The sequence below is a fragment of the Cellulomonas humilata genome (assembly GCF_030814415.1).
GTDB lineage: Bacteria > Actinomycetota > Actinomycetes > Actinomycetales > Cellulomonadaceae > Cellulomonas > Cellulomonas humilata_A.
Genome location: NZ_JAUSVB010000001.1, coordinates 886741 through 907149, shown reverse-complemented (window position 1 = coordinate 907149; position 20409 = coordinate 886741). Strand labels below are relative to the sequence as shown.

23 protein-coding genes and 1 riboswitch are annotated in these 20409 nt (G+C 72.8%); of the genes, 16 read left to right on the top strand and 7 right to left on the bottom strand.

From position 1 onward, the window contains the following. Nucleotides 1-36 precede the first annotated feature (36 nt). Nucleotides 37-963 (bottom strand): NADP-dependent oxidoreductase, encoded by a 927-nt coding sequence (locus J2X26_RS04140; protein WP_307490063.1) that lies wholly within the window; start codon nt 961-963, stop codon nt 37-39. 142 nt (nt 964-1105) lie between these two features. Between J2X26_RS04140 and J2X26_RS04135 the strand changes: the two genes are divergently transcribed. The 3 genes from J2X26_RS04135 to J2X26_RS04125 are packed head-to-tail and all read left to right on the top strand — an operon-like array spanning nt 1106 to nt 4414. Further along, nucleotides 1106-3406 (top strand): esterase-like activity of phytase family protein, encoded by a 2301-nt coding sequence (locus J2X26_RS04135; protein WP_307490061.1) that lies wholly within the window; start codon nt 1106-1108, stop codon nt 3404-3406. A 44-nt stretch (nt 3407-3450) separates the two neighbouring features. Next, nucleotides 3451-3915, top strand: a complete 465-nt coding sequence (locus J2X26_RS04130; protein ID WP_307490705.1) for a low molecular weight protein-tyrosine-phosphatase — start codon at nt 3451-3453, stop codon at nt 3913-3915. A 7-nt stretch (nt 3916-3922) separates the two neighbouring features. After that, on the top strand, nt 3923-4414 hold the full coding sequence (locus J2X26_RS04125) for a glutathione peroxidase (RefSeq protein WP_307490059.1): 492 nt from the start codon (nt 3923-3925) through the stop codon (nt 4412-4414). Here the strand turns inward: J2X26_RS04125 and J2X26_RS04120 are convergent. Then, nucleotides 4411-5406, bottom strand: coding sequence for a magnesium and cobalt transport protein CorA (locus J2X26_RS04120; protein WP_307490058.1), 996 nt, complete (start codon nt 5404-5406; stop codon nt 4411-4413). The two genes, J2X26_RS04125 and J2X26_RS04120, sit on opposite strands and share 4 nt — an antisense overlap. Nucleotides 5407-5507: 101 nt before the next feature. Between J2X26_RS04120 and J2X26_RS04115 the strand changes: the two genes are divergently transcribed. The 8 genes from J2X26_RS04115 (at nt 5508) to J2X26_RS04080 (ending at nt 10925) form a co-directional block, all read left to right on the top strand. Then, nucleotides 5508-5681: a YegP family protein gene (locus tag J2X26_RS04115; protein WP_307490057.1), complete on the top strand. Its 174-nt coding sequence runs from the start codon at nt 5508-5510 to the stop codon at nt 5679-5681. A gap of 51 nt (nt 5682-5732) precedes the next feature. Further along, nucleotides 5733-6905 carry a pyridoxal phosphate-dependent aminotransferase gene (locus J2X26_RS04110; protein WP_307490056.1) on the top strand — a complete coding sequence of 391 codons (1173 nt, stop codon included), beginning with the start codon at nt 5733-5735 and terminating at the stop codon, nt 6903-6905. A 62-nt stretch (nt 6906-6967) separates the two neighbouring features. Continuing rightward, entirely contained in the window at nt 6968-8074 is a 1107-nt protein-coding gene (gene moeB, locus J2X26_RS04105) for a molybdopterin-synthase adenylyltransferase MoeB (RefSeq protein ID WP_307490055.1), read from the top strand. Next, nucleotides 8056-9267, top strand: a complete 1212-nt coding sequence (locus tag J2X26_RS04100; RefSeq protein WP_307490054.1) for a molybdopterin molybdotransferase MoeA — start codon at nt 8056-8058, stop codon at nt 9265-9267. The genes moeB and J2X26_RS04100 overlap by 19 nt, the downstream gene beginning before the upstream one ends. Further along, a complete protein-coding gene (moaC, locus tag J2X26_RS04095; protein WP_307490052.1) occupies nt 9264-9740 on the top strand; it encodes a cyclic pyranopterin monophosphate synthase MoaC in 477 nt (158 codons plus the stop codon). Before J2X26_RS04100 ends, moaC begins: the two co-directional genes overlap by 4 nt. Next, nucleotides 9737-10435: a molybdenum cofactor guanylyltransferase gene (mobA, locus tag J2X26_RS04090; protein ID WP_307490050.1), complete on the top strand. Its 699-nt coding sequence runs from the start codon at nt 9737-9739 to the stop codon at nt 10433-10435. Before moaC ends, mobA begins: the two co-directional genes overlap by 4 nt. Continuing rightward, nucleotides 10432-10692, top strand: coding sequence for a DUF6457 domain-containing protein (locus tag J2X26_RS04085; protein WP_307490049.1), 261 nt, complete (start codon nt 10432-10434; stop codon nt 10690-10692). Before mobA ends, J2X26_RS04085 begins: the two co-directional genes overlap by 4 nt. Continuing rightward, nucleotides 10674-10925 (top strand): MoaD/ThiS family protein, encoded by a 252-nt coding sequence (locus J2X26_RS04080; protein WP_307490047.1) that lies wholly within the window; start codon nt 10674-10676, stop codon nt 10923-10925. Before J2X26_RS04085 ends, J2X26_RS04080 begins: the two co-directional genes overlap by 19 nt. A 1-nt stretch (nt 10926) precedes the next feature. Here the strand turns inward: J2X26_RS04080 and moaA are convergent, their stop codons facing one another. From moaA to J2X26_RS04065, 3 genes are read right to left on the bottom strand one after another with little or no spacing between them, the layout of a single operon-like run. Next, nucleotides 10927-12021 (bottom strand): GTP 3',8-cyclase MoaA, encoded by a 1095-nt coding sequence (gene moaA, locus J2X26_RS04075; RefSeq protein WP_307490045.1) that lies wholly within the window; start codon nt 12019-12021, stop codon nt 10927-10929. Continuing rightward, nucleotides 12021-12434, bottom strand: a complete 414-nt coding sequence (locus tag J2X26_RS04070) for a molybdenum cofactor biosynthesis protein MoaE (protein WP_307490043.1) — start codon at nt 12432-12434, stop codon at nt 12021-12023. The genes moaA and J2X26_RS04070 overlap by 1 nt, the downstream gene beginning before the upstream one ends. Continuing rightward, nucleotides 12431-12925 (bottom strand): MogA/MoaB family molybdenum cofactor biosynthesis protein, encoded by a 495-nt coding sequence (locus J2X26_RS04065; protein WP_307490042.1) that lies wholly within the window; start codon nt 12923-12925, stop codon nt 12431-12433. Before J2X26_RS04065 ends, J2X26_RS04070 begins: the two co-directional genes overlap by 4 nt. A 159-nt stretch (nt 12926-13084) precedes the next feature. Further along, nucleotides 13085-13179, top strand: a riboswitch (glycine riboswitch). 226 nt (nt 13180-13405) lie between these two features. Between J2X26_RS04065 and gcvP the strand changes: the two genes are divergently transcribed. From gcvP to J2X26_RS04040, 5 genes are all read left to right on the top strand, one after another. Next, the gene (gene gcvP, locus J2X26_RS04060) at nt 13406-16333 is read left to right on the top strand and encodes an aminomethyl-transferring glycine dehydrogenase (RefSeq protein WP_439897820.1); all 2928 of its coding nucleotides are present in this window, start codon (nt 13406-13408) and stop codon (nt 16331-16333) included. 11 nt (nt 16334-16344) lie between these two features. Further along, entirely contained in the window at nt 16345-17487 is a 1143-nt protein-coding gene (gene gcvT / locus J2X26_RS04055) for a glycine cleavage system aminomethyltransferase GcvT (protein WP_307490040.1), read from the top strand. Between the two features lie 36 nt (nt 17488-17523). After that, nucleotides 17524-17895 carry a glycine cleavage system protein GcvH gene (gene gcvH / locus J2X26_RS04050; RefSeq protein WP_307490038.1) on the top strand — a complete coding sequence of 124 codons (372 nt, stop codon included), beginning with the start codon at nt 17524-17526 and terminating at the stop codon, nt 17893-17895. A 286-nt stretch (nt 17896-18181) separates the two neighbouring features. Then, nucleotides 18182-18415 (top strand): helix-turn-helix domain-containing protein, encoded by a 234-nt coding sequence (locus tag J2X26_RS04045; RefSeq protein ID WP_055916219.1) that lies wholly within the window; start codon nt 18182-18184, stop codon nt 18413-18415. An 80-nt stretch (nt 18416-18495) separates the two neighbouring features. After that, on the top strand, nt 18496-18921 hold the full coding sequence (locus tag J2X26_RS04040) for a (deoxy)nucleoside triphosphate pyrophosphohydrolase (RefSeq protein WP_307490036.1): 426 nt from the start codon (nt 18496-18498) through the stop codon (nt 18919-18921). Between the two features lie 48 nt (nt 18922-18969). On the opposite strand, the gene J2X26_RS04035 is transcribed toward J2X26_RS04040, so the two are convergent. Together J2X26_RS04035 and J2X26_RS04030 are read right to left on the bottom strand one after the other, a co-directional pair. Next, nucleotides 18970-19113 (bottom strand): hypothetical protein, encoded by a 144-nt coding sequence (locus J2X26_RS04035; protein WP_307490034.1) that lies wholly within the window; start codon nt 19111-19113, stop codon nt 18970-18972. A gap of 110 nt (nt 19114-19223) precedes the next feature. Continuing rightward, nucleotides 19224-20390, bottom strand: a complete 1167-nt coding sequence (locus J2X26_RS04030) for a MalY/PatB family protein (protein ID WP_307490032.1) — start codon at nt 20388-20390, stop codon at nt 19224-19226. Nucleotides 20391-20409: the final 19 nt, after the last annotated feature.

Below are 20409 nucleotides of genomic sequence, written 5' to 3'. Positions count from 1 at the left end.
CAACCAGATGCTCGGACGTTGCGGTTGTTGCCGAGGTCAGGCGACGCGGACGACGACCTTGCCGCGGACGTGGCCGGTCTGGCTCGCCTCGTGGGCGGCGGCCGCGTCGGCGAGCTCGAACACCTCGGCGACGTCGACCTTCACCGTGCCGGCGTCGAGCAGCGCCGTGAGGGCGTCGAGGTCGGCCGTGTCGGGACGGACCCAGACGTAGTGGCCGCCGAGCTCGTCGCGCGCCGCGGCGTCGACGATCGACGCGACCGTCCCCCCGTCGGCGAGGAGCGCCCTCGACGTCGCGACGAGGTCGTCGCCGCCGTAGTCGAGGATGACGTCGACCCCGCCGGGGGCGATCGCGCGGACGCGGTCGACCAGCCCGTCGCCGTACTCGACGGGCTCGGCACCGAGCCCGCGCAGGTACTCGTGGTTGCGGGTCGACGCGGTGCCGATGACGCGAGCGCCCAGTGACCGGGCGATCTGCACGGCGAACGCCCCGACCCCGCCGGCCGCGGCGTGCACGAGGACGGTCTGCCCGTCCCGCACCCCCGCGCGCAGGATCGTCTGGTACGCGGTCAGCCCGGCGAGCGGGACCGCCGCAGCCTCCTCGAACGACAGGGACGCGGGCTTGCGCGCGAGCGTCCGGACGGGCGCCGCGACCAGCTCGGCGAACGTGCCGCCCTGTACCCAGTCACGACGCACGTACCCGTAGACCTCGTCGCCCACCTGGAGCTCGGGGGTGTCCAGGCCGACGCGCTCGACGACACCGGCGACGTCCCAGCCCGGCACCACCGGGAAGGTCACGTCCATGACCGCGTCGAGGTACCCGGCGCGGACCTTCCAGTCGACCGGGTTGACCGACGCGGCGCGCACGCGGACGAGCACGCTGTCGGGGCCGACCTTCGGGGTGGGCTGCTCGGTGAGCTCGAGGACGTCGGCGCCGCCGTAGCGGGAGTAGGTGATTGCTCGCATGGCTGTGACAACCCGGCGGCGGCGCGAACTGATTCCGGTCGTGGCAAACGTCACGTGCCCGCCCATCCCCGTTCACCTGCCTGCCGGAATTCGGACATCCGTCCTGGTCACGCTCGGTGCACACCGATCGAAGGGGACCTCGATGCCGCACGCCCGCCGCACCCTTGCTGCGCTGACCTGCACCGCCGTGCTCTGCGCCGGCGTGGTGGCAACCGCGGCCGCGGCACACCCGAAGCCGCACCAGGACACCTTCCACCGCCTCGCCACGTACCCCGTGTACCTGAACCGCCCGGCGGACGCGGCGGCAGCGGACCCGACCGTCGCCGAGATCTCGGCGGTGAGCGAGGACGGCCGGACGTTCATCCACACCGACGCGCTCGCGGGCCGGATCGGCTTCGTCGACATCACGGACCCGGCGAAGCCGCAGGGCCTCGGCACGCTCGACCTGGCGGCGGACCTCGGCGTCGGCGCGCACGCGGAGCCGACGTCGGTCGCCGTGGTCGGCGGCTACGTGCTGGTGGTCGTCGACACCTCGGAGAGCTTCACGGCTCCGTCCGGCCTGCTCGCGGTGGTCGACCTGGCCACGCACGCGCTGGTCCGCACGCTCGACCTCGGGGGCCAGCCGGACTCCATCGCGCTCACGCCGGACAGGTCGCACGCCGCGATCGCCATCGAGAACCAGCGCGACGAGGACGCGACGCCGGCCGGTGCGAAGAAGGGCGACCTGCCCCAGCTGCCCGGCGGCTTCCTCCAGCTGGTCGACCTGCCCGCGGCCGACCCCGCGACGTGGACCACGCGGGCCGTGCCGTTCACCGCAGAGGCGCTCGCCGGGCTCGACACCCCGCAGGACCCGGAGCCGGAGTACGTGGCGGTCGACCCGACCGGCAGCACCGTCGCCGTGACGCTGCAGGAGAACAACGGTGTTGCGCTGGTCGACATCGCCTCCGGGACCGTGACGAGCGTCTTCAGCGCAGGCAGCGTCGCCGTGACCGGTATCGACACCGCGCAGGACGGCAGCATCACCCAGACCGGCTCCATCCCGGCGACCCCGAGGGAGCCCGACGCGATCGCTTGGCTCGACGCCTCGCACCTGGCCACGGCCAACGAGGGGGACTGGAAGGGCGGCACCCGCGGGTGGACCGTCTTCGACACCACCGGCGCGGTCGTCTGGGACGCGGGCAATGAGCTGGAGCGGCTGGCCGTGCGCACCGGGCTGCACTCGGAGTCCCGGGCGGGCAAGAAGGGAGTCGAGATCGAGGGCCTCGCGGTCGCGACCCTCGGCGGGCAGCGGTACGCGTTCGTCGGCTCCGAGCGGTCGAACTTCGTCGCCGTGTACGACGTCGACGACGCCGCCCACCCGCGGTTCGTCCAGGTGCTCGCCACGACCAACGGCCCGGAGGGCATCCTGCCGGTGCCGTCCCGCGACCTGCTGCTGGTCTCCAGCGAGACCGACGACGCGTCGGTCCTGGTCCGCTCGTCGGTCAGCGTCTTCGGGCGTGGCAAGGCGTACGCGAAGGCGGCGGGCACGCCGCAGTTCCCGAGCGTGGTGTCGGCCGACGACGCCGCGGGCAACCCGATCGGCTGGGGTGCGCTGGGCGCGCTGAGCGCGGACCCGTCCGACCGGAAGCACCTGTGGACCGCGACCGACGCGGCCTACAGCACGTCACACCTGCTGCGGCTCGACGTGTCCCGCACGCCGGCCGTCATCGACCGCGACGTCGTCGTGACGCAGGGGGGCACGCCGGCGTCGCTGGACATCGAGGGCATCTCCGCCCGTCGGCAGGGCGGGTTCTGGCTCGGTTCCGAGGGGGCGACGGGCGCCGCCAACGCGCTGGTCCGCACGGACGCGAGCGGGGTGGTGCAGCAGACCGTGCCGCTGCCCGCGGACGTCGCCGCCGGTCTGGGCAGGTGGGGCATCGAGGGTGTCGCCGTGAGCGACGACCGGAAGGGCGAGCAGGTCTGGGTCGCGCTGCAGCGCGGTCTGACCGGTGAGGAGACCCGCGCTCGGATCGGTCGGTACGACGTCCGGACCGGCTCGTGGGCGTGGTTCGGCTACCCGCTGGGCACGACGACGACGCCGGGCGACTGGATCGGGCTGTCGGAGATCACCGTCGTCGACCGGGACACGCTCGCGGTGATCGAGCGGGACAAGCTCAACGGCCCGGACGCCAGGGTCAAGGCGATCTACACGGTCCAGATCCCGACCAGGGACCCGGCGCCCGGCACGGTCGGCACGCTGACCAAGACCCTTGCCCGCGACCTCGTCCCCGACCTGCGCGCCACGAACGGGTGGACGCAGGAGAAGCTCGAGGGCCTGACGATCGGCACGGACGGCCAGGTCTACGCGGTGACCGACAACGACGGGTTGAAGGACGCCACCGGGGAGACCGTGCTGCTGAGGCTGGGTGCTGCGTCGAAGGTCTTCCACGGTCCCCGCGGGTGACCAAGGCAGGCGATCATGGCGGGGTGTCGAACCCCTACTCCGTCATGGTCGTCTGCACCGGCAACATCTGCCGCTCCCCGATGGCCGAGATCGTGCTCCGCGAGAGGTTCGCCGACGCGGGCCTGGCCGACCAGGTCGTGGTCGACTCCACGGGCATCAGCGACGAGGAGCACGGCAACCCGGTGGACCGTCGAGCCCGTGCCGTCCTGATCGCCCACGGCTACCCCGGCGGCGACGGCCACCGGGCACGCCAGGTCGCGGCCGACGACCGGCGTGACCTGGTGCTGGCGATGACGAGCGCCCACGCCCGCGCCCTGCGGGGCCTGGGACCGGTGCTGTACCGATCCTTCGACCCGGATGCGGTCGGCGACCTCGACGTCGCCGACCCCTGGTACGGCGGCCCGCGGGACTTCGAGGCCTGCCTCGCGCAGATCGAGGCCGCCGCGGACGGGATCGTCGACCATGTCCGCAACGTTCTGGGGAATGCGCGGCTCACTCAGAACAGTTGACCGAGGCATGAGCCTCGACGAGATCCCCCTGACCACCCTGCGCGGCGACACCACGACGTTCGGCGCGTACGCGGACCAGGTCAAGCTCGTGGTCAACGTTGCCTCCCGCTGCGGGCTGGCACCGCAGTACGAGAAGCTCGAGCAGCTCCAGAAGACCTACGGCGACCGCGGGTTCACCGTCCTCGGCTTCCCCAGCAACCAGTTCCTGCAGGAGCTCGGCTCCGAGGAGGCCATCGCGGAGTACTGCTCCGCGACGTGGGGCGTGACGTTCCCGATGTTCGCCAAGACCAAGGTCAACGGCCGTTCCCAGCACCCGCTCTACGCGGAGCTCACCAAGACGCCGGACGCGTCGGGCAAGGCCGGTCGGGTCACGTGGAACTTCGAGAAGTTCGTCGTCGCGCCCGACGGGTCGGTGCGCCGGTTCCGCCCGACCACCGAGCCGGACGCCCCCGAGATCGTCGAGGCCATCGAGAAGGCCCTGCAGGACAAGAACAGCTAGAGCCAGCGGTTGCGCCGGAAGGCGCGGTAGAGGACGAAGCAGATCGCGCCGATCCCCGCCAGCACGGCCCAGAAGCCGAACGGCGAGTGCATGGCCGGCAGATAGTCGAAGTTCATGCCGTAGAGGCCGGCGATCGCGGTGGGCACCAGCGCGATGGCCGCCCACGACGAGATCTTGCGCATGTCGGAGTTCTGCTGGACGGACACGCGGTTCTGCTCGACGGTGACCTGGGCCAGGTCGGCCTGCAGGACGTTGGTGAGCAGAGCGTCGGCCGCCTCGATCAGCTCCGCGGCCCGCAGGGCGTGGTCCTGGACGTCGCGGAAGTACGGGCGCGCGTAGGCGGGGACGCAGGGCACCTCCTCCTCGGCGAGCCGGGTCAGCGGACCCACCAGGGGCACCACCGCGCGCCGGAACTGCTGCACCTCGCGCTTGAGCTTGTAGATGCGCTCGGCGTGGTCGTGGCCGGGGTCGTCGCCGAACACCTGGTCCTCGATCTGGTCCAGGTCCTCGTCGATCGCGGCCGTCACGTCGAGGTACTGGTCGACAGCCCGGTCCAGGATCCCGTGCAGCACCGCGGGCGGCCCGTGGATGAGCATCTCGGGGTCGGCCTCGAGCGCGGCCCGCACCTGCGCGGGGATCGTGGTCTCCCCGTGCCGGACCACGATGACGAACCGCTCGCCCAGGAAGATGGCCAGCTCGCTGACCTCCACCACCTCGACGTGGTCCACGTAGTGCACGGGCTTCACGACGGCGAACGTCACGCCGCTGTACCGCTCGAGCTTGGGTCGCTGATGCGCGCGGATCGCGTCCTCGATGGCGAGCTCCGGCAGCTCGAAGCCCTCCGCGATCGCGTCGAACTCGTCGGCCGTCGGCTCGACGAGGCCGATCCAGACGAACCCGTCGTCCTTCTCGGCCTCGCGCAGCGCCACGCGCAGGTCGTCGAGGCGGTGACGGCGCCGGCCGTCGGAGTAGAGCGCGCAGTCCACGATCACAGGTCGAAGGCTAGACCGGGCGGCCCGCCGCACGACGCGCCAGACTGGCCGGACCGTCGACGCACGCCGACGGCAACCGCGGACCACCCTCGGAGGCTGGCGTGAAGTTCGAGATCTACAAGGACAAGGCGGGCGAGTTCCGGTTCCGGATCGTCGCCACCAACGGCAACGTCCTCGCGTCCAGCGAGGGCTACTCGGCGAAGCCGTCCGCGCAGGGCGCCATCGACCGCATCAAGGCCGACGCGGCCGGAGCCGCCGTCGTCGACAACAGCTGACCACCGCACGGGCCCGGCACCGACGCCGGGCCCGTGCGTCACGATGTCCCCATGAAGGTTGCCGCCCGCGCGCACGTCCCGCCGTTCGCCGTGATGGAGATCCTGGCCGCCGCGAACGCGAGGCGCGCGGCCGGCGAGGACGTCCTCAACCTGTGCGCGGGCGAGCCGTCGACGGGCGCGTCCGAGGTGGTGCGGCAGCGGGCGATCGACCTGCTCACGGCTGGGGACCTGGGATACACCGAGGCCCTCGGCGTCCCGGCGCTGCGCTCGGCGATCGCGCAGCACTACCGCGACCGGTACGACGTCTCCCTCGACCCCCGTCGGGTCGCCGTCACCACGGGCTCGTCCGGCGGGTTCGTCCTCGCGTTCCTCGCGGCCTTCGACGTGGGCGACCGGGTGGCCCTCGCCGTGCCCGGCTACCCCGCGTACGCGAACATCCTCGCCGCGCTCGGGTGCGAGGTCGTGATCGTCCCGTGCGGCCCCGAGACCCGCTACCAGCCGACCGTCGCGCAGCTCGCGGCGCTCGACCCCCCGGTGGAGGGGCTGGTGATCGCCAGCCCGGCCAACCCGACCGGCACGATGATCGACCCCGACGAGCTCGCCGCGCTCGCGGCCTGGTGCGGGACGCACGGCGTCCGGCTGGTCAGCGACGAGATCTACCACGGCATCACGTACGGCTCCGAGGAGACCGCGACCGCCGCCCACTACCTCGACAGCGGTGCCGTCGTCGTGAACTCGTTCTCCAAGTACTGGGCGATGACGGGCTGGCGCCTCGGCTGGCTGATCCTCCCGGACGACCTGCTGTCCGTCGTCGACGCGCTCGCCGGCAACGTCGCCCTGTGCCCGCCGGCCCTCGCCCAGCAGGCGGCGATCGCGGCGTTCAGTCCCGAGGGGTACGCGGCCGCCCGGCAGAACGTCGAGCGGTACGCCGCGGCCCGCGAGCACCTGCTCGCGCGGCTGCCCGAGCTCGGCTGGTCGCGGATCGCCCCGGCGGACGGCGCGTTCTACCTGTACGGCGACATCTCCGCCAGCGGCCTGGACTCGATCACGTGGTGCGCGCGGCTTCTCGACGAGGCCGGCGTGGCACTGACACCCGGCACCGACTTCGACCCGGTCGACGGGCGCAGCTGGGTACGACTGTCGTTCGCGTCCTCGGTCGACGTGGTCCGCGCGGCCGTGGACCGGATCGTCGCGTGGCAGCGGACGCTGGACCCGGCCCCGTGACGTCACTCATGCAGGGTTCAGGGGTGGCCGACGCGCCGCTCGTCGGGACGTAGGTTGGTCGCGTGCCGTTGCCTGCCCTGGTCCCGCCCGGACCGCCTCTGACCCCTGCGCAGGTCGAGCGCGGGTCGCGGCACCTGCTGCTCGCGGAGATCGGGGTCGACGGGCAGCGCCGGCTGCGCAACGCGCGGGTGCTCGTCGTCGGAGCGGGCGGCCTCGGCGCGCCGGTGCTGCAGTACCTCGCGGCGGCCGGCGTCGGGACCATCGGGATCGTCGACGACGACGTGGTCGACGTCAGCAACCTCCAGCGCCAGGTGATCCACGGGACGGCCGACGTGGGCCGCGCCAAGGTCGACAGCGCGCGCGACGCGGTCGCCGCCCTCGACCCGGACATCCGCGTGGTGGCTCATCGCACGCGGCTGACCAGCGAGAACGTCGACGAGATCCTGACCGGCTACGACGTCGTCGTCGACGGGACCGACAACTTCCCCACGCGCTACCTGGTCAACGACGCGTGCGTCCGACTGGGCCTGCCGGAGGTGTGGGGGTCGGTGCTGCGGTTCGACGCGCAGACGACCGTGTTCTGGGGCCGCGCCGGCGTAGAGCTGCGCGACCTGTTCCCCACCCCGCCGCGCGACGACGAGGTGCCGTCCTGCGCCGAGGCGGGCGTGCTCGGCGCGCTCTGCGGGCAGATCGGCTCGGTCATGGCCACCGAGGTGGTCAAGCTCCTGACCGGCACGGGCGAGCCGCTGCTCGGCCGCGTGCTCGTCGTCGACGCCCTGCGCGGCCGGTGGACCGAGGTCCCCCTCGTCGGCCGCCCTACAAGAAGCCCACGCCTGGAGGTCCTCCCCATGTCCGACGTCCCCGTCGTCACCGCCCCCGAGCTGGTCCGCAGGCTCGCCGCCCGCGAGGCAGGCACGGACGACTTCCTGCTCATCGACGTGCGGGAGCCCGCCGAGTACGCCCAGGCGTCCATCCCCGGCGCGGTGCTCGTGCCGCTGGGGTCGGTGTTCGACGGCACCGCGCTGGCCGACCTGCCGCGCGACCAGGAGATCGTCGTGCACTGCCAGGTGGGCGCCCGCTCGCTGACCGCGGCGAAGATCCTGCGTGGGGCCGGCTTCGACGCGTCGAACGTCGACGGCGGGATCCTGGCGTGGATGGACGCGCGCTGACCGTGCGCTCCCTCACGGACCACCGCGCGGCGGCCCTCGCCCTGGCCGACCCGCTCCCCGCGATCGAGGTGTCGCTCGACGACGCCGACGGGCTGGTCCTCGCCGACGACCTGCGGACCGACGAGCTCCTGCCGCGCTGGGACAACTCGGCGATGGACGGCTACGCGGTCCGGCACGCCGACGTCTCCGCGCTGCCGGTGACGCTGCGGGTGGTCGCCGACCTGCCTGCGGGGTCCGCGGACGAGCCCGTCGTGGTCGCCGGATCGGCCGCGCGGATCATGACGGGGGCGCCGGTCCCCCCGGGTGCGGACACGATCGTCCCCGTCGAGCTGACGGACGCCGGGACGGTGACCGTGCTGGTCCGGGACGCGCCGGCGGCGGGCACGCACGTCCGGCGCGCGGGCGAGGACGCCGTCCCCGGCGACGTCGTCGTCGCTGCGGGCACGCTGCTCGGACCCGCTGCCATCGCCGCGGTGGCCTCGCTCGGCCGCGCCACGGTCCGGGTCCACCGCCGGCCGCGCGTCGCGGTCGTCTCCACCGGCGACGAGCTGGTGCCGCCCGGGTCGCCGTTGCGCCGGGGCCAGATCCCCGACTCCAACTCCTGGCTGCTCGCCGCCGCCGTCCGCGAGGCCGGTGGCGTGGCCGTGCGGATCGGCCCGGTCCCCGATGACGTGGACGCGCTGCGCGACCTGCTCCTCGGCCTCGACGTCGACGCGATCGTCACGTCCGGCGGCGTCAGCGTCGGCGCCTACGACGTGGTCAAGGCCGCGCTCATCGACCAGCCGGACGTCGAGTTCATCCCCGTCGCGGTGCAGCCCGGCAAGCCGCAGGGCCTGGGCCGGCTCCCCGGCGGCACCCCGATCTACACGCTGCCCGGCAACCCGGTGAGCTCGTTCGCGTCGTTCGAGATGTTCGTCCGGCCCGCCCTGCTGCGGATGCGGGGACTGGCCGACGTCGAGCGCCCGACGGTCCTCGCCGTCGCCGACGAGGGCTGGACCACCCCGCCCGGCCGCGCCCAGCTCATGCCGGTGCGCTGGGTCGGCCCCGACCGCGTGGCCCGTGCCACCGCGCGCGGCTCCGGTTCCCACCTCGTCGCCCGACTGGCCCTGGCCGAGGGGCTCGCCGTCATCCCCGCCGAGATCGACCACGTCGCCGCCGGCGACCGCGTCACCGTCCTGAGAGTGAGCCCATGACCGAGCAGTTCACGCACCTCGACGCCGCCGGGCACGCCCGGATGGTCGACGTGACGGCCAAGCAGCCCACCGTCCGCGCCGCCACCGCGAGCGGGCGCGTGGAGTGCGGTCCGGCGGTCGTCGCAGCGCTGCGGTCCGGAGACGTCCCGAAGGGCGACGTCCTGGCGGTCGCGCGCATCGCCGGGATCGCCGCCGCCAAGCGCACGCCCGAGCTCCTGCCGCTCGCGCACGTCATCGGCGTGCACGGGGTCGTCGTCGACCTCGACATCACCGACGACGGCGTGACCATCACGGCCACCGTCCGGACCGCCGACCGCACGGGCGTCGAGATGGAGGCTCTCACCGCAGTCTCGGTCGCCGCGCTCGCGGTCGTCGACATGGTCAAGGGCCTCGACAAGTCCGTCCGCATCGCCGACGTCCAGCTCGAGGCGAAGTCCGGTGGCCGCTCGGGCGACTGGCGGCGGAGCGGGTGACGCAGCCTGGCGACGACGCGGTGGGGCGAGCGCCCGCCGGCGATGCCGGAACCGGCGACGTCGTGGCTCGTCCGGCCTTCGACGCGATCGTGCTCGCCGGCGGGCGTGCTCGTCGGCTCGGCGGAGCGAGCAAGCCCGACGTCGAGGTCGGCGGCGTCGCCCTGCTCGACCGCGCGCTCGCCGCTGTCGCCGGCGCATCGCACGTGGTCGTCGTCGGCCCGCCGCAGGTCGCGCGCCCCGGGATCGCGACGGTGCTCGAAGACCCGCCGGACGGCGGACCCCTCGCCGGTCTGGCGGCCGGACTCGACGCGCTCCCCGCGGACGGCCCGGACCTCGTCGTCGTCCTCGCGTGCGACGTGCCCGGCGCTGGCCGGGTCCTCCCCGACCTGCTCGACGCCGCGACCGGTGGCGCGCCCGCTGGTGGACCGGCCTCCGCCGAGCCGACCGTCGTGGACGGCGCCCGGATGGTCGGCGCCGACGGACGGCCGCAGCACCTGGTTGCCGTCTATCGACGCACGTCCTTGCGCACGGCGCTCGACGGGCTCCCGACTGTCCATGGCGCCGCGGTGCACCGGCTCGTCGAGGGCCTGCGTCTGGCGGACGTCGTCGACGACGACGAAGCGACGGCCGATGCCGACACCTGGGCCGACGTCGAGCGCCTCGACGCGAGGCTCAGTGACAGGATCGACCCATGACCGACGACCCCCGCCGCGCCCCGGGCGCAGACCTGCCGGAATGGATCGACCAGATCACGGCCGCGCTGGGCGTCGAGAGGGAGCTCGTCGACATCGACCGGCTGCTCCAGGTGTCCTCCGACGTCGCCCACCAGGTGGCCCGCCCCGCCGTCCCGGTGACCATGTTCGTCGCCGGTCTGGCCGCTGCGAGCTCCAACTCCTCGGACGTCCTCGCCTGGATCGAGGCGCGCGCGGCCGCGTGGAACGCCGACCAGTGATCACGGTCCGCTACTTCGCCGCCGCGGCGGAGGCTGCCGGGGTCGACTCGGAGCAGCTGCCCGCCGGCTCGGCCGCGCAGGTCCGGGCCGCGATGGTCGGCGCGCACGGCGCCGCGCTGGACCGGGTGCTCGGCCGGTGCTCGCTGCTCGCGGACGGCACGCGCGTCGACGGCGACGACCCGGTGCGCGCGGGGACCACCCTGGACGTGCTGCCCCCGTTCGCCGGCGGCTGAGTCAGCCGCCGATCGCGCTCATCGGGCGGTCGGGCTGCAGGAAGCTCGGGTCGTCGATGTCGTGACCGGCTTTCTTGCCCGCCAGGCACCGGCGGTACGCGTCCGCGAGGGCGGTGTCGACGTCGACCGCGGCGGATGCCGGCCGGGCGGGGGCCGTCGTGCCGATCCGGACCGCCTGGCCCGGCCCGATCCCGATCGCTGCGGCGTCGGGCGCATCCGACGACCCGCGCAGCAGGTCGCGCACGTTCGTCTCCGTCTGGGAGAACAGGCACGCGCGCAGCTGGCCGTCGGCGGTGAGGCGCAGTCGGTCGCAGGCGCCGCAGAACGGCTGTGTGACCGACGCGATCACGCCGACGGTTCCGGGGCCGCCGTCCACGGTCCACAGCTCAGCGGGTGCGGCACCGCGACCGGGCACCTCCGTGAGCGTGAACTCCGCCGTCAGCCGCTCCAGGATCTCGGCCTGGGTCACCATCTGCGCGCGGTCCCACGTGTGCCCGGCGTCGAGGGGCATCTGCTCGATGAACCGCATCTGGTAGCCCCGGTCGACGGCGAACCGCGTCAGCGCGACCACCTCGTCGTCGTTGACCCCACGCATGGCCACCGCGTTGATCTTCACGGGGTGCAGGCCGGCGGCGTCGGCGGCGGCGATCCCGGCGAGCGTCTCGACCAGCTTGTCGCGGCGGGTGAGCTCCAGGAACTTCGCGCGGTCCAGGGTGTCCAGGCTGATGTTCACGCGGGAGAGTCCGGCGTCCTTCAGGTCCGAGGCGAGACCCGGGAGGCGCAGCGCGTTCGTCGTCAGGGACACCTCGGGACTGCCCGCGGGACCGGTGAGGGCGGTGAGCCGTCGGACGACGTCCACGATGTCGACGCGCAGCAGCGGCTCGCCGCCGGTGAGGCGGATCTCGGTGATGCCCAGCGAGACGCCCACCCGCGCGACGTGCACGATCTCCTCGGTGCTGAGCATGGTCGAGCGGGCGAGCCACGGCACGCCCTCCGCCGGCATGCAGTACGTGCAGCGCAGCGAGCACCGGTCGGTCAGCGAGATCCGCAGGTCGCGGTGCACGCGCCCGAACCGGTCGACCAGCTGCTCGTTCATCACAGACCCACCCATACGTGCGAACCGTCCTCGAGGACCTCACGCTTCCATACCGGGAGCTCGGCCTTGACCGTCTCGACGAGCGCGCGGCACACGTCGAACGCCTCGGCACGGTGCGCGGTGGACACTGCGGCGACGATCGCGGCCTCCCCGACGGCCAGGTGCCCGATGCGGTGGCTCACGGCGACGCCGATGACGTCCTGGGACTCGGCGGCGGCGGCCGCGAGGCGTTCGAGGACGTCCTGCGCGGTCGGGTGCGCCGTGTAGTCCAGCCCGATGACCCGGCCCTCGACCGACGGGTCGTGGTCACGGACCAGCCCGATGAACGTGGCGACCGCCCCGGCCCGCGGATCACTGACATGTTCCACGTGAAACTGCAGGTCGAGGGGCTCTTCGACGACGCGGGCGATCATCGGTGATCACCGCCCGCCACCTGGTCGAGCACGTGGCCGACGAGCGGCAGCAGCACGTCGAGCCCGTCGCGCACACCTCCCGGCGAGCCCGGCAGGTTGACGACGAGCGCGCCGTCCTCGGTCACGCCCGCGAGCCCGCGCGAGAGGACCGCCGTCGGGACGGTGGTCGCGCCCTCGCGCCGGAGCAGCTCGGCGATGCCGGGCAGGTGCCGGTCGATCACCGGGAGCGTGCCCTCGGGCGTCTGGTCGCGCGGGCCGACGCCGGTCCCGCCGGAGGTGACGACCAGCCGTGCGCCCGCAGTGAGGGCGACGCGGAGCGCCGACTCCACCGAACGAGTCCCGTCGGGCACCACCGCCACGCCGGCCACCGTGAAGCCTGCTGCTTCCAGCCTCTCGACGGCCGTGGGACCGGAGCGGTCCTCGCGCTCGCCGGCGGCGGACCGGTCGGACACGACGACGACCGCAGCCAGGACTGGCGGGGACGTCTGCACCCGTCAAATGTACGGCCGCGCGGCCCGGCCCCCGGACGGCGATGGTCCGAACGGATGGACGCGCACCGACGCCGAGCAGTTGCACGTCCGCAAGCGTGGGACGCGGCCCGCGCCCTGGACAGTGCCGGGTACGCTGGCACCACAACTTCACACGCTGCTCGAACCGCGGCGGGAGAGCTCCCGCGCAACGTGCGGGGCGCCGAAGGAGCAACCCTCCCCGGGAATCTCTCAGGCCCCTGTACCGCCACGGCGAGGCAACTCTGGAAAGCGGACCCTGACAGGTCCCACCGACGGTGCAAGCCGGCGCGCCCCGACAGGCGGACCGGCAAAACTCTCAGGTCGCGCGTACCCAACCGCGTAGATGACAGAGCGGGGAGCCCACCCACCGTCCCGGCATGTCCGGACGACCCTGCGGAGCAGCCCGTGACCGATCTGAGCCAGTTGCACGACGCCGTCGTGAGCGGCGTCCCTGCCATCCACCTGGACACCCTGTCCGACGCCGTGCCGTTCACCAGCGTCGAGCACACGCCGGCCGCCGAGGTCTTCGCGGACCGCCACATCGGCCCGCGCGGCGGTGAGACCGCGCACATGCTGTCGGTCGTCGGCTATCACTCCGTGGACGATCTCGTCGACGCGGCCGTCCCCGCGAGCATCCGCACGGACCGCCCCCTGGACCTGCCCGCCGCGCGCTCCGAGGAGGAGGTGCTGGCGGCGCTGCGCACCATCGCGGGGCGCAACCAGGTCATGACGCAGATGATCGGCCAGGGCTACTCGGACACGATCACGCCCGCCGTCATCCGTCGCAACGTGCTCGAGTCGCCGGCCTGGTACACCGCCTACACGCCGTACCAGCCGGAGATCGCGCAGGGCCGGCTCGAGGCACTCCTGAACTTCCAGACGATGGTCACGGACCTTACGGGTCTGGACGTGGCCAACGCCTCGCTCCTCGACGAGGCCACCGCGGTCGCCGAGGCGGTCGCGCTCATGTGGCGCGCGGCCCGTGGCAAGGCCGGCACGGTGGTGCTCGACCGCGACCTGTTCGGTCAGTCGCTCGCCGTCACGCTCGGCCGCGCCGAGGCGATCGGCCTGCCGGTCGTCGTCGCGGACCTCACCGACGGGCTGCCCGAGATCGAGGGCGACCTCATCGGTGTCGTCGTCCAGCAGGTCGGTGCGTCGGGCCGCGTCCGCGACCTGCGGGCCGTCATCGCGCAGACCAAGGAGCGCGGCGGGCTGGTCACGGTCGCCGCAGACCTGCTCGCGCTCACGCTGCTCACCTCCCCCGGCGAGCTCGGAGCCGACGTCTCGGTCGGCTCCGCCCAGCGCTTCGGCGTGCCGCTGTTCGGCGGCGGCCCGCACGCCGCGTTCATGGCCGTGCGCACCGGTCTGGAGCGCATGCTGCCCGGCCGCCTGGTGGGCGTGTCGATCGACGCCGACGGCGCACGCGCCTACCGCCTCGCGCTGCAGACCCGTGAGCAGCACATCCGTCGCGAGAAGGCGACGAGCAACATCTGCACCGCGCAGGCGCTGCTGGCCATCGTCGCGTCGATGTACGCCGTCTACCACGGGCCCGACGGCCTCCGGGCGATCGGCGAGCGCGTGCACGCCCACGCCGCCGGCCTGGCCGAGCTGCTCACCGGCATCGGCGTCACGGTCGAGCACGACACCTTCTTCGACACCGTCCGCACGGTCGTCCCCGGCAAGGCCCGTGAGGTCGTCGCGCAGGCGGCAGCGGCGGGGGTGAACCTGTGGGCGCCGGACGACGACCACGTGCAGATCGCGGCCGACGAGCGCACGAGCTCCGACCACCTGCTGCGCATCGTGCTGGCCTTCGCGGTCGCGGGTGTCACGACCCTCGACGCCGACGACGACGGGACCTATGCCTTCGGGTTCTCCGGTGTCGGCTCCAGCAACGCACTGCCCGCCGGGCTGCGTCGGACCAGTGCCTACCTGATGCACCCGGTGTTCCACCTGCACCGCTCCGAGACCGCGATGCTGCGCTACCTGCGCCGGCTGTCGGACAAGGACCTGGCCCTCGACCGCACGATGATCCCGCTGGGCTCGTGCACCATGAAGCTCAACGCCACCGCGGAGATGGAGCCCATCTCCTGGCCGGAGTTCGCCACCATCCACCCGTACGCCCCCACGGACCAGACCCTCGGCTACGCGGAGCTGGTCACGGAGCTGCAGGACTGGCTGGCGGAGATCACCGGGTACGCCGCGGTGTCGGTGCAGCCGAACGCGGGCAGCCAGGGCGAGCTCGCCGGTCTCCTCGCCATCCACGGGTACCACGCGTCGCGGGGCGAGAAGCGCGACGTCTGCCTCATCCCCGCGTCCGCTCACGGCACCAACGCGGCGTCGGCGGCGCTCGCCGGCATGCGGGTCGTGGTCGTCGCGACGGCCGCCGACGGCTCGATCGACCTCGACGACCTGCGCGCCAAGCTGGAGAAGCACGGCGCCGAGGTCGCGGCGATCATGATCACCTACCCGTCGACGCACGGCGTCTACGAGGAGGGCGTGCGCACCGTCTGCGAGCTCGTACACGAGGCCGGTGGACAGGTGTACATCGACGGCGCGAACCTCAACGCGCTGGTCGGTCTGGCTCGTCCGGGCGAGCTCGGTGGCGACGTCAGCCACCTCAACCTGCACAAGACGTTCTGCATCCCGCACGGCGGCGGCGGCCCCGGCGTCGGACCTGTCGCGGTCGCGGCGCACCTGGCACCGTTCCTACCGGGCGACCCGACGCCGTCCTCGACGACGGCCAACACGGTGGCTCCGGTCAGCGCGGCGCCCTGGGGCTCGGCCGGCATCCTCCCGATCTCCTGGGCGTACGTCGCGCTCATGGGCCCGGACGGGCTGAAGACCGCCACGGAGACCGCCGTCCTCGCGGCGAACTACCTCGCCACGCGCCTGTCCGGGCACTACCCGGTGCTCTACACGGGCCCGAACGGCCTGGTCGCGCACGAGTGCATCCTCGACCTGCGGGACATCACGAAGGAGACGGGGGTGACCGCGGAAGACGTCGCCAAGCGCCTCATGGACTACGGCTTCCACGCGCCGACCCTGTCCTTCCCGGTGGCGGGCACGCTCATGATCGAGCCCACCGAGAGCGAGGACCTGGCCGAGCTGGACAGGTTCGTCGACGCCCTCGTCGCCATCCGCGGCGAGATCGACGCCGTCGAAGCCGGTCGCTGGACTGTCGCCGAATCCCCGCTGCGGAACGCCCCGCACACCGCCGCGTCTGTCAGCACCGACACCTGGGAGCAGGCGTACCCGCGCGAGCTCGCCGCGTTCCCCGTGGCCGCCCTCCGCGAGGGCAAGTACTGGCCGCCGGTCCGTCGGATCGACGGGGCGCACGGCGACCGCAACCTGGTCTGCTCCTGCCCGCCCATCGAGTCCTACGCAGAGTGAGAGAGACCGACGTGAGCGACGTCCACAGCCCGCTGCACGACGAGCACGTCGCCCTCGGCGCCGCGCTCACATCCTTCGCCGGCTGGCAGATGCCCCTGCGCTACACCTCCGACATCGCCGAGCACACCGCGGTCCGCACGGCCGCCGGCCTGTTCGACCTGTCGCACATGGGCGAGATCGGGGTGACCGGTCCGGACGCCGGGCGGTTCCTCGACTACGCGCTCGTCGGCAACCTGTCCGGCCTGCGTCTGCTGGGTGCGCGCTACACGATGATCTGTGCCGAGGACGGCGGCGTCATCGACGACCTGATCGTGTACCGCGACACCGACGACACGTTCCTCGTCGTCGCCAACGCCTCCAACCACGACACGGTGCTCGCCGCGTTCGCCGAGCGGACCGCCGGGTTCGACGTCGCCGTCGAGGACCGCTCCCCGCAGACCGCCCTCATCGCCGTGCAGGGACCGCGTGCGCTGGAGATCCTGCGCGCCACCGAGGGGCTGGCCGAGGCCGGACACGATGCCGAGACGCTGAAGTACTACGCGGCCATCCCGATGACGTTCCAGGGCAACCCCGTCTTCGTCGCGCGGACCGGCTACACCGGGGAGGACGGCTTCGAGTTCTTCCTCGACGCGGCCCTCGCCCCCGCCCTGTGGAGGGCGTTCCTCGCGGCCGGCGAGCCGTTCGGGCTGGTGCCCGCCGGGCTGTCCGCGCGCGACAGCCTCCGCCTCGAGGCCGGCATGCCGCTGTACGGCAACGAGCTGGACCGCACGACCACCCCGCACGACGCCGGGCTCGGCCGCGTGGTGAAGCTGGACAAGGTCGACGACGAGGGCAAGCCGCTCCCGTTCGTCGGTCGCGCAGCCCTCGAAGGGCGTGCGCAGTCGGAGCCCGCCCGCGTCCTCGTCGGGCTCGAAGGCCTCGGCCGGCGGGCTGCTCGGCACGGCTACCCGGTCAAGCACTCCACCGCCACGGACGCCCCGACGGTCGGCACGGTGACCTCCGGTGCACCGTCACCGACCCTCGGCCACCCCGTCGCGATGGCCTACGTGACCCCCGAGGTCAGTGCTCCGGGCACCGAGCTGGCGGTTGACGTGCGTGGACGCTACGAACCCGTCCGGGTGGTAGCCCTTCCCTTCTACCGCCGACACCGGTAGACCAAGCCCTAGAAGAAGTCGACAGGAGCCTCACTCATGACGGAGCTGCCCACCCACCTGCACTACACGGTCGAGCACGAATGGCTGGATGACGGCGCCCCCGCGACCGTCGGCATCACCGGGATCGCGGCTGACGCACTCGGCGACATCGTCTATCTCGAGCTCCCCGCCGTGGGCGAGGAGATCATCGCCGGCGCAGTCGTCGGCGAGATCGAGTCGACCAAGTCGGTCTCGGAGCTCTACTCCCCGGTGTCCGGCACGGTCGTCGAGATCAACCAGGCTGCCGTCGAGGACCCCTCGGTGGTCAACTCCGACCCGTACGGACAGGGCTGGCTGCTGAAGGTCGACGTGGCATCGACCGGACCGCTGCTGACCGCTGCTGAGTACACAGCGCAGAACCCCGGCTGAACCTCAGCGGAGTCACCGCCGTTGTCCCGATGTGAACCACGCCACACGTCCTGGTCAGTCGTCCGGGTGAAAACTCGGAACTGATCACACGTTCGGCGTATCAGCCGGGGCAACCGGCGTTCATTGTGGGTGGCAAGCGCGATCGGGCGCATGGCGGGGGGGAACCCGCGCATGAGGAGATTGCTGGAAGTGGCGTCATGGCTCACCACCAGCCCTCTCTCATCCGGTACGCAGCCCAGAAGCGTGACCCGGACCCCCCGGATCTCGCAGCACACCGGAGGAAATCATGAGCATGTTGGAGACGAGCAGGACCGTCGGGCTCTCGAACGACGCACTGACGCGCCGCGAGCGGGTCGTGCTGGCGGAGCTCGCCGAGGACGTCACGCTTGAGGAGATCGCGACGCGACTCTTCGTGACGAGGAACACCGTGAAGTCGCAGGTCCGCAGCGTGTACCGCAAGATCGGTGCCTCGACGCGTGCCGAGGCAGTCGCCTGGGCAGTCGAGCACGGCATTCGCTGAGAATGGTTCGACGGCTCCAGAAACGTGGGCCGTCCCTTCAGCCCCACGTCCGCGGCACGCGGGCCTGGCAGACTCACCGCATGAGCGCACCCGTACTCGTCGTCGCAGCAGCGATCGTCGACGACCTGGACGACCCACGAGAGCTGCTCGCCGCACGGCGGGCGGTGCCGGCACGTCTCGCCGGTCGGTGGGAGTTCCCCGGCGGCAAGGTCGACGGGGACGAGACACCCGAGGACGCGCTGCACCGCGAGATCCGCGAGGAGCTCGGGGTCCGCATCGGTCTCGGCGACGAGGTCGTCGGTCCCGACGACGGGCTGTGGCGACTGTCCGACGACTACGTGATGCGCATCTGGCTGGCGGAGGTCGTGGAAGGCACGCCGGAGCCGCTCGTCGAGCACGACGAGCTCCGGTGGCTCGCGCCGCACCAGTGGCACGACGTCCCCTGGTTGGATGCGGACGTCCGCATCGTCGACCGGCTCGCCAGCCTGGCTGTCCGCCTCAGCTGACCTGCACCATCGCGCGCCCCGCCCTCTCCGGTGCGGGGCGCAGTCGTGTCACCAGCGGTGGTTGCCGTTCTTCATGCACGTCTGCCCGGTCCCGCGGCAGTAGCTGCACTCCCCGGACCAGCGCTTGCGGCCGACGCCGTCGCAGCGCTCGCAGACCTGCACCGCCGAGCTGCACTCATCGCACTTCACCACGTCGATCTCCCATGACTTCGTTGTACAGGCGTGGGCCTTTTCGTGGGCTCCGTAAGGACAGATCGGCACACTCCGGGGGTCGACATGAGTCCTCGGGCGGCGGGTCTTGGTCACGAAACGGTTGCGACGTCCTCCAGGGCCTGCGCGAGCCGAGCGACGGCGTCCGTCAGCGTGGCCGTCGAGGCGGCCAGGTTGAGCCGGACGAAGCCGGTCCCCTCGACGCCGAACGTCGGACCGGGGTTGAGCGCGAGACGGCCGCGGTTCAGGGCGAGCCGGGCGGGATCCGCTCCGGCCCGGACTGCCTCGTGGGCGCGCAGGTCGATCCACGCGAAGTACGTGGCCTCCGGGGGTGACCAGTCGGCGGTCGGCACCTGTGTGGCGAGCAGGTCCGCGACGAGGCGCTGGTTGTGCCGGAGCCCGTCGAGCACCTCGTCCAGCCAGGCCCCGCTCTCGCGGTAGGCCGTCTGCTGAGCCAGGGCACCGAGGTGGGTGACGCCGTCGGCCACCACCGCGGGCAGGCGGGCGAGGTCGTCCACCGCATCCGGTCCGGGTACCGCGACCGCGGCGCGCAGGCCCGCCAGGTTGAACGCCTTCGACGCCGAGTGCAGGGCGATCGCGTCGGGGATCTGTGTCGTGGTGGGCACGAACCGGCTGCCGGGTGCCAGCACGAGCGGGGCGTGGATCTCGTCGGCGACCACCCGGACGCCGTGCCGGGCGGCCAGCTCCCCGACCGCTCGCAGCTCGGCCGGGGTGTGCAGCGTGCCCGTGGGGTTGTGCGGGTGGCACAGCAGGTACGCGGCGCGGCGGCCCGTCGCGGTGGCCCTGCCGAACGCCCGGTCGAGGGACTCCAGGTCGAGCCGGCCGTCGGGGCCGAGCGGGGCGTTCACCAGCCGACGGTCCGCGTAGCTGACGAACGCGGCGAACGGGGGGTACACCGGTGGGCTGATCACGACGGCGCCGCCCGGGTCGGTGACCAGCCGCAGCACCTCGACGGCGCCCAGCATCACGTCGGGGACCAGCCGCGTCGCCGCGACGTCGACCGCCCAGTCCCACCGGTCGGCCGCGAACGCCGCCATCGCCTCGGCGTACCCGGTGCCCGACGGGTACCCGGTGTCGCCCAGGCGCATCGCGTCGGTGACGGCCTGGACCACCGGCACTGGCTGCAGCACGTCCATCTCCGCGACGAACAGCGGCAGCACGTCCGGCGGGTAGTGCCGCCACTTCTCGCTGGTGCGTCGTCGCAGCTGGTCGAGGGGGACGGTGTCGAAGATCGTCACGGGACCGACCCTAGGACGC

What these genes read in the sequence shown, in the direction of transcription:
- moaC (WP_307490052.1), top strand. Translation starts at nt 9,264, where the DNA reads ATGACCGAGCAGTTCACGCACCTCGACGCCGCCGGGCACGCCCGGATG.
- moaA (WP_307490045.1), bottom strand. Translation starts at nt 12,021, where the DNA reads ATGAACGAGCAGCTGGTCGACCGGTTCGGGCGCGTGCACCGCGACCTG.
- J2X26_RS04070 (WP_307490043.1), bottom strand. Translation starts at nt 12,434, where the DNA reads ATGATCGCCCGCGTCGTCGAAGAGCCCCTCGACCTGCAGTTTCACGTG.
- gcvH (WP_307490038.1), top strand. Translation starts at nt 17,524, where the DNA reads ATGACGGAGCTGCCCACCCACCTGCACTACACGGTCGAGCACGAATGG.
- J2X26_RS04040 (WP_307490036.1), top strand. Translation starts at nt 18,496, where the DNA reads ATGAGCGCACCCGTACTCGTCGTCGCAGCAGCGATCGTCGACGACCTG.
- J2X26_RS04045 (WP_055916219.1), top strand. Translation starts at nt 18,182, where the DNA reads ATGAGCATGTTGGAGACGAGCAGGACCGTCGGGCTCTCGAACGACGCA.
- J2X26_RS04130 (WP_307490705.1), top strand. Translation starts at nt 3,451, where the DNA reads ATGGTCGTCTGCACCGGCAACATCTGCCGCTCCCCGATGGCCGAGATC.
- J2X26_RS04110 (WP_307490056.1), top strand. Translation starts at nt 5,733, where the DNA reads ATGAAGGTTGCCGCCCGCGCGCACGTCCCGCCGTTCGCCGTGATGGAG.
- J2X26_RS04135 (WP_307490061.1), top strand. Translation starts at nt 1,106, where the DNA reads ATGCCGCACGCCCGCCGCACCCTTGCTGCGCTGACCTGCACCGCCGTG.
- J2X26_RS04140 (WP_307490063.1), bottom strand. Translation starts at nt 963, where the DNA reads ATGCGAGCAATCACCTACTCCCGCTACGGCGGCGCCGACGTCCTCGAG.
- J2X26_RS04125 (WP_307490059.1), top strand. Translation starts at nt 3,923, where the DNA reads ATGAGCCTCGACGAGATCCCCCTGACCACCCTGCGCGGCGACACCACG.
- J2X26_RS04085 (WP_307490049.1), top strand. Translation starts at nt 10,432, where the DNA reads ATGACCGACGACCCCCGCCGCGCCCCGGGCGCAGACCTGCCGGAATGG.